Genomic DNA, 14,589 nt, shown 5'->3' on the forward strand with positions numbered 1-14,589 from the left:
TGGAATTTTTTCGCACAGCATAACATATTGCGTCCACTACTGTCGAACATTGAATAAACTGATGAACTTCATCATATTACTCATAATATCCCTGTAATACTCAAGGAATGGTGCTATACCAGTCCGGGGAAAAAATCTTGCTTGATCTGGTCGCTTTTTACACCAGCACTCTCAAGGACTTTTGCATAGCCTCTGACCATCTCCGGCGGACCCGATAGATAGAAAGTGCGCTCGGTATAATCAGGAATCGTCTGCCAGATCATTTGCTCGGTTATTCTGCCGACAAAGCCAGGCCAGTCTCGTGGAATAGCGGCGGTGTCTGTGAGCGTATAAAACAGTTTCAGACCAAGCTCATTATAGGCGGCATGCAAAATGTCTTTGTAGACAATCTCATTGCTGGTTCTATTCACATAGAACATAACAATGTCACGGCGCTGACGCTTATCCAGTAGATACTTTAGCATGCTTCTGAAGGGGGTAATGCCGATGCCTCCCGCAATGAAAGCTAGCTTCTGGGAAGGATCTGCTGGTAACGTGAAATCTCCAGCAATCTGGGCAGCAACTATTTTTGTTTTCCCATCTGCTGCATACAAAGCATTTTTAAAACTGCTCCCTTTATCGTAAAAACGCACACCCAGATGTACGTTATTCTCGGTTGGCGATGAAGCCAGGGTAAAGTAGCGGCGATTCCCCTGCTATCTGCATGAGGATGGCTCAGCGTAAATTCCATATATTGTCCGGGCGCAAATGAAAGTTTCTGGGAAGGCTTGAATACAAAATCCAGCAGACCAGGACCCATCTTGATTTTCCTGCTGAGTTTGAGTACAACTTTTTGTTTTGGACTCACCAGATACGCAAAAACATTACCAATCACCAGGGCCAGTTCTGGAGTTAAGTAGAACGAGCCAAAATGTATCTGCGGGACGAATAAGATACCAACAATGATGGCATAGATCCACCGCAAGTTTTTGGTTGGTGGGGCGGTCAGTGGCTCTGTAAGCATGATAAAGGCGAAAAAGAAGAGTGGCGAGAGCAGTAACAATTGCTTCAGTTCGGTGACGATTGGCTTGCCCTGTAACACCGTGAAGATGCTCACCACTACCAGAGCAACCGCGCAAAAGATGATTGTCATATCCAGTTGGCGCAGTTTACGGGCAATCAATACACCACCAATGATGACAACGGGCGCCATGCTCGCGGTCCCTACCCACCAACTCGCAGATTCATTGAGGGCAAATGCAGTAATCACAACCGCAATCGCTGCAGGATTAAAGATATGCTTTTTATAAATTGCCAGAATGTATTTGGAAGACATCGCCAGGATGGCCGACCAGCCCAGGAACTGGAAAGTGATTGGAGATTGTCCTGGATCGATGATAAGGGCCAGTATCAGGGCGGTAATTGTCGCTGATTCAATATTGGTCGGCACTTCAAAGACAAAGGCAAAGACGGTATTCATGGCCCAGCAAATAACCACCAGCAAGGCAGTTGATGCCAGGAGGGTTACTGGAGAGAAAGGCAGCAAGTGAAAGTATGCCAGAACAGCTCCCATGCCAATCAAAGCAATCAAGACATAGAGCACCAGGCGATACATAGTTATGCGGTCTAAGAGAGAATCTATTTTAGCTATCATTGGTGATACACATACCTTTCAAATCCACTGGTAAAGGTTGCACGAGCATGAATATCAATCATATACCCTTCAAACCCCGCTAACTTTTCAATAAAAACAATTCCTTCTTTCCCCATTGCGAAAGCGGCAGTGGCGAAGCGATCGGCCTCATATACATTTGGGCCAATTACCGTCAGGCTCACAATGTCTTCCAATGGGCTGGCTGGTTGATATGGATTGTAAATGTGTTGTCCACGGATAGCGGTACCGGAAGTAGCAATACCTTGATCTGAGAGGGTTAGGATCTTGACGTTCTGGTTCCGATTAAACGGATTCCGGATGCCAATTTTCCAGGGATGACCATCTTTCGTGCCTGCTACTTCAACATCACCACCCGCATCGATATAAAAATTTTGCCAGCCACGCTCCCTCAACTTATGGGCGGCATTGTGGATAGCCCATCCTTTGACAATGCCAGAGGGATCACAGACACCTTCGTGCTCAATATCAAAGTAGCCATTGGTGTCTTTTTTTGTTTGCTCACTCAAAACCAGAATTGTGTGCAAATCTGGACTGTATTGTTCCTCAGTAAGTTCACCTCGATTGAATTGTGAGATCTCACTGCTCGTTTTATAGGTACTAAAGGTCTCATCAACATATTCAAAGTATGCAAACACGTGATCCAAATCACCCTGGCTGGCGGAAGGATCCAGGATTTCAAGGGTGATGGGCATCCCCATAATTAAACGTGTGTCTTTCATGGCTATGCTTTAGCCTGGGTCAGAGCATCTGAAAGAGATTGGATAAACGCTTCACTTGAGTCCGTTGCGCCCGTCACAACATCAACATTCGCATTTTGAGCCTGAATAGCTTCCTGCGTCAGTTGTGGGTCAGCATTATTGTTGATCATAATTGAGCGATTGCGATCATTAGGAAACTGCACAAATTGAACATCGGTAATCTTGCCACCTTGAATGATCGCTTTGACTTGAAGATTTCCCCAGTGCGCATCTGCAACGCTACCAGTATAGGAACCATCCTTATAGCTACCGCCCTGTGTACCTGTAGTAGTAGGGACTGGTGTTGGCGCACTAGTATCCCCCGGGGTAGTAGTTGATGAACTGCCAGAAGATTTAGAATTTGTCGAGGTACTGGGGGCACAACCGCGACCTGATTAGCATGGCTATACAACAAGCTATAAAAGATAAAGGCGGCTATAATCAACACCGCCACCGTAAATTTTTTCATAATATATTTCTGACCTTTCCAGGAATATGCATTCGCTTCGGTTGTCCTGATAACGATGTTCTCTACCGCCACATCTATCTCCAGACCTGCATCTCGACATGCAAATAGACGCATACATCGCATCACTTGTCCAGCCAGAGAAAGAAAAATGCCGTCATACGATTTATTTACTACAACAGTATGAATCCTGGATGAGTGAAAACAGCAGATTAATACTGCGCTACTTTCCCAAACACATCTAGCTAACGGCAATCGTGGATGTGAATGACTTACCTGTATCGTATCTCATTAATATCAAAAAAAAGGCCAAAAGCTGTAAAAAAATTGTAAAGGCCCAATCTACTGACGCGCATCGTACGCGAACGCATAAATGGTTACAGAGACCCGCTAATTTAAATAAACCTGATGCTCTTCTATGCGATATAATACAGTATTATTGTCTACCTGCTAGAGGAGTAACTTATATGTATCAGCCACAAGTCGGAGATTCTCTGGAACTATTGGATACGCCATCTATGCTTGTAGATCTAACGTTGATGGAGGCCAATATTTCCAGCCTGATGCAACGCTTACAGGCAAAAAAAGTAGCGGTCAGGCCCCATCTAAAGACCGTGAAAAGTCCGGAGCTAGCGCGAAAATTGTTGGAGTCTGGAGCGATTGGTGGCTGTGTCGCCAAGCTAAGCGAGGCCGAAGTAATGGCCAGTGCTGGTATTGAGGATCTTTTGATTACAACTGAGATTGTTGGTCAGCCCAAACTGACAAGGCTTATTTCACTGGTACAAAAACATCCAGCGCTTAAAGTCGTCGTTGATAGTCTGGCAGGAGCACAGGCACTCAATCAAAGGTTATCTGAGGCCAGGTTAGAGATTGATGTGTTACTAGATCTCAATGTTGGTCAGAATCGCTGTGGAGTGAATCCCGGGGATGATGCGCGTACATTAGCCCACCATATCGGCATGTTATCTCAACTGCATCTGATTGGAGTACAGGGCTATGAAGGGCACTTGCAGCATATTCATAATCCCGAGGAGCGCACGCAACGCTGCCGCCAGGCCATGCAGCTATTAACCGAGACGGCCACACAATTGAGGTCTGATGGCTTTCCCATCACGATTGTCACAACCGGTGGCACAGGAACCGCAGAAATATGTGCCGAGGTCGATGGCGTAACGGAGGTCCAACCTGGCTCGTTCATCTTTATGATACAGACTATCACACGCGCTTGGTCCAACATATGCTAACGCCCTGACCATTCTCTCTACTGTGATCAGCAGGCCCATTCCCACCCGTGCCATTGTAGATGCCGGACTCAAATCACTCTCAACCGATAGCGGCATGCCTGAACTTAAAGGACGCAACGATATCGCGTATCATCCTGGGGGTGACGAGCACGGCATCCTGACAACAACGAATAATTCAGCAGTAACACTGGAGATCGGTGATCGCCTTGAATTTATTCCAAGTCATATTGATACAACCATCAACCTGCACGATTATTACTACGCCCATCGCCATGGCATCCTGGAAGCGATCTGGCCGGTAGCAACCCGTGGCAAGGTGCAATAAACAAGGTAAAGCTAAAACGCTAGGGCGTGTTTGCAAATAGCCGATAGAAAGGAGTATGAGAAGAGGCGAATTGAGCGATGAGCAATGGGAAAAGCTGGCCCCTTGCTGCCGCCGCAAAAGCCCCATGTGGGTCGTCCAGCACATGATCATCGTCTGATTCTGAATGGCATTCTTTGGATTTTACGGACGGGAGCCCCTTGGAGAGATCTTCCCGAGCGATATGGTCCGTGGAGAACCGTGGCAAGCCGATTTTATCGCTGGGTCAAGGCGGGAATCTGGCAGCACGTCCTGCAAGCCCTGCAGCAACAAAGCGATGCCGCAGGCCACATTGATTGGGAAACGCATAGCGTTGATAGTACCGTGATTCGTGCCCACCAACATGCAGCAGGAGCAAAAGGGGGGATCAAAATCAAGAAGCATTAGGCAAGAGTCAAGGCGGTTTCAGCACGAAAGTGCATTTGCGAGTGGAAGGTCAAGGGAAACCGATGACGGTTGTGCTTACGGCAGGACATCGCCATGAAACGACCAAATTCGAATGCCTGATGGAGCAAGGGGCTGTCAAGAGAGCAGGACGAGGCCGTCCCAAGCTACGGCCAAAGCGGGTCCTGGGAGACAAAGCCTACAGTAGTCGTAAGATCCGGCGGTACCTCAAAAAGCGAGGAATTGATTACACGATTCCCCGCCGCAGCGACGAGACGCGCACCGGGCCATTTAACCGAGCCGTATATAAAAAGCGGAACCGCGTTGAACGCACGATCAATCGTCTCAAGCAGTTTCGGCGAGTAGCCACCCGCTATGAGAAGCGGGCGGTCAACTTCCTGGCTATGGTCACGCTTGCCTCTATTCTGCTTTGGTTATGATTTGCAAACACACCCTAGACTGTAGGCAGTGCTGCGTATATCATACGTATAACAAACTATTACGATCATCAGACCATCATCTTCTGGAGGCAAAAGTAATATGTTCAAGGTATTTGCAGGCAAAGACGCTAGCGAACAACATGGTGATGCTTATCATGATGAGGATTTAAGCGAGCGGCAGCATGTGCATATCGCGATCCTGGGTACAGGATTTGCCGGATTAGGTATGGCGATTCGCTTAAAGCAAAAAGGCTATAAGAATTTCGTACTGCTCGAACGGGCCTCCGATATTGGTGGAACCTGGCGCGATAATACGTATCCAGGATGCGCCTGTGATATTCCTTCTCATCTTTACTCTTTCTCTTTCGCTCTCAATCCCCAATGGAGTCGTACGTATTCACCCCAAAGTGAAATACAGTCATATTTGCGCCGCTGTGCCAGGCGCTTTGGAATTATTCCTCATATCCGCTGGAATAGTGAACTACAAAATGCAACATGGCAGGAAGATGAGCAGTGCTGGCGCATTACGACGTCGAGAGACATATTACTGGCTGATATTCTGATTCTGGGCAATGGCCCCCTCAGCCAACCTTCGCTGCCACAGATTCCAGGACTAACAGAGTTTGAGGGAACATTGTTTCACTCTGCACAGTGGAAACATGAGTATGATCTGACCGGGAAACGCGTCGCGGTCATCGGAACAGGGGCATCAGCCATTCAGTTTGTGCCGCATATTCAACCTGTAGTTAACTCGCTCACCCTTTTCCTGCGCACGCCTCCCTGGATACTCCCCAGACTGGATCATGCTATCACTGATCGCCAGAAGCGCCTATATCAATTCTTGCCCATCTCCCAGCGCCTGATACGTACGCGGATGTATTGGGAACGTGAACTCACAGCATTAGGTATGGTCTATCGCTCCAACATGCTGAAAAAAGCTGAAAAAATAGCAGAGCGACATTTAGAAAGACAGGTACCGGATGCTACTTTGCGGGAAAAACTGACGCCGCACTATGCGATGGGCTGTAAGCGCATTCTATTATCTGATGATTTTTATCCCGCTATCAGTCAACCAAATGTAGAGGTTGTGAGCCAGCGTATCCGGCAGGTAAAGGGGAAAAACATCATCACTGAGGATGGACAATCACACGAGGTTGATACGATTATCTGTGGCACTGGCTTTCATGTGACCGATACAGAGTTGCCTCATCATATCTATGGTCGCAATGGCCAGACGCTGGCCGACAAATGGCAGGATGGACCCGAAGCCTATTATGGTACAACTATCACAGGCTTCCCCAATCTTTTCCTCTTGATCGGTCCTAATACTGGCCTCGGGCATAACTCCATGGTCTATATGATCGAGTCCCAGCTTAGTTATATTCTAGACTGTCTGCGCATCATGCATAAAAGGGATATTCAAAGCGTTGAAGTCAAACCAACGGTTGAAGCAAATTTTATCCAGGAAATGCAACAACGCATGAAAGGAACCGTCTGGGCCTCGGGTTGCGTCAGCTGGTACCTGGATGCTCGCGGACATAACACGACCCTCTGGCCAGGATTCACCTTTGAGTATCGACACCGCACCCGCCGCTTTAATACACAACATTACACTCTACTTGCGTCCGAGAAAAAGAAGTCTCCCGTCCAGGTTAGCAGCCCGGGCAAATAAGTTACATTGCTCCTGTCAACCAAAGCTAAAGCAAGTTCCTGGCACAGAAAGCCTACGACCTTGCCTTAGCTTTGCTATAATACGATATACATTCATTGATTATGACCAGGAGCTAAATATAGATTATGGAACGACCAGCCAGGAAACGCTTCACTTTTCCTCGTAGGACAGGGACAATTATAGGCATTGTGGTGATTGCAATCGCGGTCATCGCTGTACTCATCGATGGGCCACATGAAGTGGAGCATGACTCCTTGTTTGCTCCCCCTCCCCCACCGACGGTAGTGGTTACCAATCCCATTGCCAATACTCCTTTGCATCTAACGCATGATTATAGAGGGGTACACATAGTTTTTACCAGCGCAGCCATGGCCACCAAATTTTCGGATGACTTTAAGCGTGGTGGCAAGTACGTCGTGCGTGTCTCTTTAAACACAACCAACAACAACAAGGATACTATTGGCGTTGATTATTTTAATTTGCTGCGTCTGATCCTCCCCTCCGGTCAGGCAGTACAGGGAAAAGTATCTTCGATCAATGCCGCAGTTTATCCAGGTCAACCACAAAGTGGCTATGTAGATTTTCCAGTAAATGAAAAGATAGACCTATCACAAATCAAATTGCAGTTCGATAACCAGCTACTTTCCTGAAAAGAGAGAACGCGTTGCAACGTCTGCCTTCCCATGGCAACAGAAAACAAGCGTTACAGCGCGTTCTACAACTCTCCTCACAACACTCCTCTCCGAGAATGGCGGCATTACTTTCTTTTGTAGTGAACAGAAATATTATATGACATCGCACATTGACAGAGTCATAAGCACGAAGTACCATATACTTGAATAAAATAGCCAGAGGAAACAGCACAGAGTATTCATAGAAGATAATGCGCTATTCACTCTACTCATAAATACGGTGGGAGGGCCCAGGTGTCAACACAAAAAGATGTGATTACATTGCTCATTTCCTGTCCCGATAAGCCAGGAATTGTCTCCACGGTTTCACGCTTCATCTATGAGCATAATGGAAATATCCTTGAATCAGATCAACATTCAACCAACCAGGACGACTGCACATTCTTTATGCGTATCAGTTTTGCCGAGGAAACATTTCAGTTGGCACCTGCTGACCTGCGCAAGACCTTTCAACCAATTGCAGAGCGATTTCAGATGCAGTGGAACGTGCGTTACTCACGAGAGCGCCTGCGCGTCGGCATTCTGGTCTCAAAATACGATCATTGTCTGGTCGACCTCCTATGGCGCTGGAAAATTGGTGAACTGACCATGGGTATTCCTTTTATTATCAGTAACCATCCTGATCTGGAAAATCTGGCCGCCATGTATGGTATTCCATATCACCACTTCCCGGTAAAACGTGAAACGCGGGTTGCCGATGAACAACGCATGTTGGATTTTATTGGCGACAAGGCCGACTTACTGATTCTAGCGCGCTATATGCAGATTCTGGAGCCTTTCTTTGTGGAAGCCTTTCCACAACGCATCATCAATATTCACCACAGTTTCTTGCCTGCTTTCATTGGAGCAAGCCCGTATGGACAGGCATTCAAGCGTGGTGTCAAATTGATTGGTGCAACGGCCCATTATGTAACAAACAACCTGGATGAAGGTCCCATTATTGCGCAGGATGTCATTCATTGTGACCACCGTGATACCGTGAATGACCTTGAACGCAAAGGTCGAGATGTAGAACGTCGCGTCCTGGCCGAAGCCGTGCGCATGCATACAACTGATCGCGTACTCATCCACGAAAATAAGACCGTTGTCTTCTAAATAAGAAAATTGAGAATATTTTGCTGTACAGAATAAGCATAGCCAAGAGCTATGGACTTATTTTATACAGCAAAAATATTTCATGGACACGTAAAACTAAAAATTCAAAATGTATCAAAATTTTATTAAAAAATCTGCAATTATCGACTGCTACAATGATAATTGCTGACGATAAATACAACAAACAACTATTAATAATAACAATTAGTGTGTTGTAGCTGTTTTATGACTATTTTCTGCCTGTTCCGTGACACTTTTGTTGGAAATCAACCCCCAAAATTGATTTGCTCCCTTCACTTCCAATGCCGTGCATAAATGATTTGTGTATCAGCTTGTTTCCTGCATGCTCGCTAGCTATTCAATAAGCACAGGTAGTGAATCATTTTAGAGGATTTTTATATCCGGAGAAAACTTAAAAATTACATCTCACAAAAAACGTTTTTTCGAAACAGGTGTTGAATTATCTATCAGGTGTATGATACTATTATGCGAGATAAGAACGGCAGCACCCCAAATCCAAAAGAGGAGTTCAAATGAGCGACGTGCTTCGGCTCGCACCGACATTTCGTAAACAGAAAATTGAGTTAAGTTTTGAGGAACGGGCTCAATTAAACACAATTATCGACTTACTTATACCGTCTGACAAGGATTTTCCACCCCCATCTAGTCTTCATTTGATCGACGAATTACTTCTTCATCTTTTGCCCAAAGTCGGGCGAAAGCATAACACCCCAATGTTGAGTGAGAAGCGTTTGCGTACGGCATTAAATGAGTTAAATTTATCTGCTGGAGGTAATTTCTGCCTCGCCAATCCTGAAAAACAACAAAGCCTGTTACGCCATCTTGAATATCGAGATCCCGCTTTCTTTCAAGCGCTCTGGACGCTGGTCAATCATAGCTACTATACATTGCTCGCAACACGCTGGCATACGCAGCTCGCCTGATCTTATTTTCAGCTATAACGGCAACACTGGTTTTTATTCACGCACTATCTATTTACAAAAATCAATTCAAAGATCCAGCAAGAGATATATCATGTTCTCTTGCTGGATCTATCTTTTCATAAGCGCTGCAAGAGACTATTCAGTACCTACGAATTCCTGCAGAATTCAATGATCAAAATATGCCAGCGTATCCCCATGCCAGACACGGAAAGCCTGCGGGATACGCTGGATGTGCCCTGGATCCAGATCTATAGGAAGGTTGTGCTCAGAAAACCACTTTACCTCCAGAACTTCATGCGCATGCGAAGGTGGATTGATCACGTCGAAACCTGCCAGTGGACGGCATAAAAATGAAAATTGATAGAGTTGTTGAAGTGAGGGCGTGCCACAAAAACGCGAATCGTATACTCCTACCAATGTAATTGGCTCGCAGGAAACGCCTGTTTCCTCCAGGACCTCTCGTACCGCTCCCTGGGCTGGCGTCTCCCCAACGTCTAATGCGCCACCAGGCATCGCCCACAAAGCATTATCAGCTCGCCGGATCAATAAGATTCTGCCAGTTGTGTCAATGACTGCTGCATCACTGCACGGATAAGGTGCAGGATGGGCAAAGAGCGTGGTCCGTAATGGCTCGATCTCCGAGATAGCCTGCCCTGAAGCAAAAGCAAACATCTCTATAGCTGTATCCTGCAATCGCTGGTAGCGCTCGCGATCATAAGGATTTTCTGCAAAGTGTAATCCCAGGGCAGAACAATCCCGCAACACATCTGCCCATAAACCAATTCTTTGCGCTACTGATTCCTGCATAGATTTTTGCACCTGTTCATGATTGGATTCCATAAAATGTACTTTCTTTTTATAAAGAAAAAATCCACAAAACCTCTTTTGCTTTTTTTACCTCATACATTCTAAAACAAAAAAGTAAAAATATCTAGCAATAAATTTTGTCCAACAAAAACAGTCATATTTTTGCTTGACAATCTAATGATATTAGATTAAATACACAAATAACAGTTCAGAAATCTCTACTGTATTATCAAGAGGATTGGAAGGATTCAACTTATGCTCACGGTACTCAAATATACAAATCTCGCCGTCGCACTTTTGTTAGAACTATGTATGATCGCTGCCCTGGGATATTGGGGCTTTACAACAGGAAATGGTATCATCCTCAAAGTTATGCTGGGCCTTGGCGCTCCAGTCCTGGCAATTATACTCTGGGGCATGTTCGGAGCACCAAGATCAAAGTGGCGACTGCAGGGACTGGCATATGGTGCCTTTAAATTCATCATCTTTGGTGTAGCTATTGCTGCCCTCTTCGCAGCTCAACAAGAACAGTTGGCAATTGCATTCATCATCGTACTGGTAATCAACAATATCCTGCTTTATATCTGGCACCAGTAAAAAGCAAACATTCAAAACAAACAGCAATTAAGCAAGAAAAATACACAATGATCTATCCACAACTCCATTTTATGCAACCTTATACCCAAAAGTGCGTATCTCTTATTGACAACAATACGATATATCGTATATACTATGAATACGATAACGATATATCGCAAACTAGTGGACTCGGAAAGGAGACCCGCAGCTATGTTTAGCCGTTTTAACAGACGCTTTGCTTTTGGCTATGAGGGTGGCCCCCAGGATTGGGAAGGTTGGACCCCACCATGGTTAAACCGTGATGAACATCATCACCATCACCATCATCGTGGACCAGGCCACTTCGCGATGCGCATGAGACGCGGACCGTTTGGTCCTGGTGGCCCATTTGGCCCTGGCGGTCCCTTCGGTCCAGAAGGTGGTCCTTTTAAGGAAGGTCGCCGCTTCTTTGGGCGCGGAGATGTAAAATACGCTCTGCTTGAACTGCTCCGTGAGCGGCCCATGCATGGCTACGAAATGATGAAAGCACTAGAGGAGCGCTCAGGTGGCTTCTATGCACCGAGTGCTGGCACCATCTATCCTACCCTTCAGTTACTGGAAGATCGTGGACTGGTCACGGTCCTGGAAGATCAAGGCAAAAAGGTTTATAGCATCACAGAAGAGGGTAAAACCTTCCTCAATGAGCGTCAGAAAGAGGAAGAGAATTTCATGCCCCCCTGGGCCCGTGGCAATGGCCCTGGCCGTTTCTGGAATGAGCCAGAGATTCAGGCTATTCGGAGCGAGGCAATGGAGGTTGCACGCCTCTTCGCAATTGCCGGACGCTCATCATTCCGTGATACCGAGAAACTCACGCGTCTACGTGCTATTCTGGAGCACACACGCAAAGAGTTAAATGATTTCATTTACAGCACAAATGAGAAACCAGGCGAGCCAGAAAATGCCAACCCGGTCGGCGACCAGCAGATCTAGCCATAGGTAATCCAGTACGCAGAGAGGCGCGTCAATTTTGACACTCCTCTCTTTTTTTATGCGCAGCAAAAGGTCAATTTATAGGCATTTATCCATCCAAAAAACATAGCCATGGGATGTCAAAAACGAAAAAAGAGGATCAGAAGAATTGTAATAATATGGAGCGCCTGATCCAACCAGATAGGATCGATAATTTTATACCGAGCTTTCAAGGGATCAACGACAAAATGAGTTCCAAAGAGCACTAACGTCGCCAGTACAGATGTATGAGCAAACAAGATAAAGGTGGCAGTATAAGTCGCACAGTGATAAAAATTGACCTCCCAACTTTTCCCTTTTTCCATACTCATCCAGGTGCTTTGGAAAGCAAAATCACCAATAAAATGGCACGCCAGCCAGACTAAAAGTGTGGTCACTGAAAAAGTAACAAACATATATTTTTCTCCCTGATAATCTCTTGTCCCTAGTATAGAAGTGATAAAGGCAAAATGCAGTGTACTAACTCGCTAGAAGAGTGTGGTATGCATCACACAAGGAGAGCTTTCGATAAAGCCACAATACAGAAAAACGAAAAGAGCGGCCGGATACATCTTCCAATCGAGGGGGAGACGTATCCGGCCGCTCTTTCCAGTAGACCAGCGATTAGCGCCAGGACATATTAATCTGGCTACGGATGAGGAGGAGTGTTGCCATCAGGAGCCAGAAACAAAAAGCCAGGTCCTGAGCCAGAAAGGCGCTATCTACCATACCTTGAATGATCGCCGCCAGCATCGCTGCTGCTGCCCCGATAGCCAGCCAGCGCCATTGCTCACTATGATCCACGGTCTGTACAGCCAGGTAGCGTAAGATGCGGGCAAATAGCCAGTAGAAAAGCAGCAATAAAGCGACAAAAGCCAGCAACCCAAAAATACCAATACTGACCCAGACATGCAAGAAAATATTGTGCGGATGAGAAAGGCCTGGCTCATTGTACATATAGGTATTTTTACCATTCTCTGCCGCAACAATATAATAGTGTGAAGCAAGTGGACACGACTTCATCCATGAATATTCAGGCAGATCAGGTTTATACTTGCCGCTCAAGGCAGGTACAGAGGGTACAACACGAGGATCAGCATAATGGCAGAGCCAGTTATCCAGTCCAACACCAAACCATGGGTGGTCCACAATCATGGCTTCAGCACTCTGCCACAAATGAACACGTCTCTGCAAGGTACTTACATTATTCGTATCAGAGTGTCCATTAATCACTGTATCCATGATGATCCGATTGACCCTGGGATAAAACAGACCATAACCAATGGCGACAATAATCAGTGCAATTGAACCACCTATCAGCAATACTTTACGCTTGCGAATCGCCAGGCTGATCACAAACAAGAGGACAACTGGAAACGCAGCCAGCGCGGATCCGCGCGAATCATTATGCAAGAGGGCATAGATAAAAGGGATGCATAATAACAAAACAGGCAGGCGTAGCTTCCAGGAGATACGTGAAAAAATGATCGCCAGGCCTATCGGTAATGTGTAGTCAAAGAGCAAACCCACACTCGGAGGACCACCATACACCGTATCTGTTTTACCAAACATGGTATAGTCGAGGATAGCAATAAGAGCGATGACTAAACCAGAGGTAAACAGAGCAACTAACAAACGGGTAATATCCTGACGCGACCGTAAACAAAAGAAGATCAGGCCTACATAAAGGAGAGGATCCAGTATCTCCTGCCGAAACGCTCGGAGCGCCTCTGTTGGTGCGCTAACACCGAAGAGAGAGATGATACCCGCCAGCACAAAAAGCAGAATGGGCCAGAGAAATGGACCAAAGCGCTGCCGCAATTCGCTCAATGAGAGTTGATATGGCCATTTACGGCGCAAGGTAGCAAACTGAACCACAGCCATACCCAGACAGATCCATAACACAATCTCCGCGGGACTGAATTGGGCTGAGCGCACAACAGTTTTAGGAGCAAGGTAATAGGGCAAGGCCAGGGGAAGAAGGGCAATTGCAAATGGCAAGCGATACCAGGCTAAAGCAATAAAACAGCCAAGAAAGGGCAATGCAAATAAAGGATGAAGTTGCGCCAGATGCCCGATAGAAAATTTCACATTTTCATTGCCAATCAGGTAGTAAAGAGCCATGGATAAAACAAGGCCACCTTCGATCAGCCGATTATGCCAGAAAGATGTCCTGCGTTCCCCACCAGATTGATCCACCGGAGGATCGGCCGCATTCGAAGATGCCGATCCAGCCTGTTTCATGGCACCAGAAGCCTGGGAAGTTATATTTGTTCGCGACAAAGGTATAGGTGAATCGCTCATTAGTATAGTATACCTATCCGCACCCCAGCGTGCATATTTTTTTTGAGTTCGTCAATGTATTATAAGCTACCAGGAAAGAAGTATAACAAAACCCGGGCGGCTAGTCCATTTATAAGAGGGCGGTAGGACGCTTGTATAGCCATTAGTCGTAGATTATTGGGAGAGAAAAGCTATTCCGTGAAACATATTACTACACTCAGGAGTAAACAAAAGTATCCACATA

14 protein-coding genes and 2 pseudogenes are annotated in these 14,589 nt (G+C 46.1%); 9 read left to right on the forward strand and 7 right to left on the reverse strand.

The window, feature by feature from the left end; genetic code table 11:
* Positions 1–113 precede the first annotated feature (113 nt).
* The 4 genes and pseudogenes from KDW_RS33525 to KDW_RS01280 form a co-directional block, all read right to left on the reverse strand.
* Positions 114–593 (reverse strand): ferredoxin--NADP reductase, encoded by a 480-nt coding sequence (locus KDW_RS33525; protein ID WP_233097573.1) that lies wholly within the window; start codon positions 591–593, stop codon positions 114–116.
* Complete coding sequence (locus KDW_RS01270; RefSeq protein WP_233097574.1) at positions 563–1,633, reverse strand: RnfABCDGE type electron transport complex subunit D; 1,071 nt, start codon at positions 1,631–1,633, stop codon at positions 563–565. The genes KDW_RS33525 and KDW_RS01270 overlap by 31 nt, the downstream gene beginning before the upstream one ends.
* Positions 1,630–2,373 (reverse strand): FAD:protein FMN transferase, encoded by a 744-nt coding sequence (locus KDW_RS01275; RefSeq protein ID WP_151754285.1) that lies wholly within the window; start codon positions 2,371–2,373, stop codon positions 1,630–1,632. The genes KDW_RS01270 and KDW_RS01275 overlap by 4 nt, the downstream gene beginning before the upstream one ends.
* A gap of 2 nt (positions 2,374–2,375) precedes the next feature.
* Positions 2,376–2,606: pseudogene (locus KDW_RS01280) on the reverse strand (FMN-binding protein); the annotation flags it as partial.
* A gap of 718 nt (positions 2,607–3,324) precedes the next feature.
* Here KDW_RS01280 and KDW_RS01285 point away from each other — a divergent pair.
* The 7 genes and pseudogenes from KDW_RS01285 to KDW_RS01315 all read left to right on the forward strand — a co-directional run bounded on the left by KDW_RS01285 (position 3,325) and on the right by KDW_RS01315 (position 9,689).
* Complete coding sequence (locus KDW_RS01285) at positions 3,325–4,101, forward strand: alanine racemase (RefSeq protein WP_151754287.1); 777 nt, start codon at positions 3,325–3,327, stop codon at positions 4,099–4,101.
* Positions 4,102–4,111: 10 nt separating this feature from the next.
* Positions 4,112–4,426: a type III PLP-dependent enzyme domain-containing protein gene (locus tag KDW_RS01290; protein ID WP_269822463.1), complete on the forward strand. Its 315-nt coding sequence runs from the start codon at positions 4,112–4,114 to the stop codon at positions 4,424–4,426.
* A gap of 55 nt (positions 4,427–4,481) precedes the next feature.
* Positions 4,482–5,286, forward strand: a pseudogene (locus KDW_RS01295) (IS5 family transposase).
* Between the two features lie 100 nt (positions 5,287–5,386).
* Positions 5,387–6,958 carry a flavin-containing monooxygenase gene (locus KDW_RS01300; protein ID WP_151754289.1) on the forward strand — a complete coding sequence of 524 codons (1,572 nt, stop codon included), beginning with the start codon at positions 5,387–5,389 and terminating at the stop codon, positions 6,956–6,958.
* A gap of 125 nt (positions 6,959–7,083) precedes the next feature.
* Positions 7,084–7,608, forward strand: coding sequence for a hypothetical protein (locus KDW_RS01305; RefSeq protein ID WP_151754290.1), 525 nt, complete (start codon positions 7,084–7,086; stop codon positions 7,606–7,608).
* 276 nt (positions 7,609–7,884) lie between these two features.
* Positions 7,885–8,745: a formyltetrahydrofolate deformylase gene (purU, locus tag KDW_RS01310; protein ID WP_198925153.1), complete on the forward strand. Its 861-nt coding sequence runs from the start codon at positions 7,885–7,887 to the stop codon at positions 8,743–8,745.
* Between the two features lie 533 nt (positions 8,746–9,278).
* Positions 9,279–9,689, forward strand: a complete 411-nt coding sequence (locus KDW_RS01315; RefSeq protein ID WP_151754292.1) for a hypothetical protein — start codon at positions 9,279–9,281, stop codon at positions 9,687–9,689.
* Positions 9,690–9,854: 165 nt separating this feature from the next.
* Here KDW_RS01315 and KDW_RS01320 read toward each other — a convergent pair whose 3' ends face one another.
* Entirely contained in the window at positions 9,855–10,529 is a 675-nt protein-coding gene (locus tag KDW_RS01320) for an NUDIX hydrolase N-terminal domain-containing protein (RefSeq protein ID WP_151754293.1), read from the reverse strand.
* 222 nt (positions 10,530–10,751) lie between these two features.
* Here KDW_RS01320 and KDW_RS01325 point away from each other — a divergent pair, with 222 nt between their 5' ends.
* Positions 10,752–11,093: a YrdB family protein gene (locus tag KDW_RS01325; RefSeq protein WP_151754294.1), complete on the forward strand. Its 342-nt coding sequence runs from the start codon at positions 10,752–10,754 to the stop codon at positions 11,091–11,093.
* Positions 11,094–11,285: 192 nt separating this feature from the next.
* Positions 11,286–12,044: a PadR family transcriptional regulator gene (locus tag KDW_RS01330; RefSeq protein WP_198925154.1), complete on the forward strand. Its 759-nt coding sequence runs from the start codon at positions 11,286–11,288 to the stop codon at positions 12,042–12,044.
* A 119-nt stretch (positions 12,045–12,163) separates the two neighbouring features.
* On the opposite strand, the gene KDW_RS01335 is transcribed toward KDW_RS01330, so the two are convergent.
* Positions 12,164–12,478 carry a DUF3307 domain-containing protein gene (locus tag KDW_RS01335; protein WP_151754295.1) on the reverse strand — a complete coding sequence of 105 codons (315 nt, stop codon included), beginning with the start codon at positions 12,476–12,478 and terminating at the stop codon, positions 12,164–12,166.
* A 208-nt stretch (positions 12,479–12,686) separates the two neighbouring features.
* Positions 12,687–14,306 (reverse strand): O-antigen ligase family protein, encoded by a 1,620-nt coding sequence (locus tag KDW_RS01340; RefSeq protein WP_162004854.1) that lies wholly within the window; start codon positions 14,304–14,306, stop codon positions 12,687–12,689.
* Positions 14,307–14,589: the final 283 nt, after the last annotated feature.

The sequence above is a fragment of the Dictyobacter vulcani genome, from assembly GCF_008974265.1.
GTDB classification, from domain to species: Bacteria; Chloroflexota; Ktedonobacteria; order Ktedonobacterales; family Ktedonobacteraceae; genus Dictyobacter; species Dictyobacter vulcani.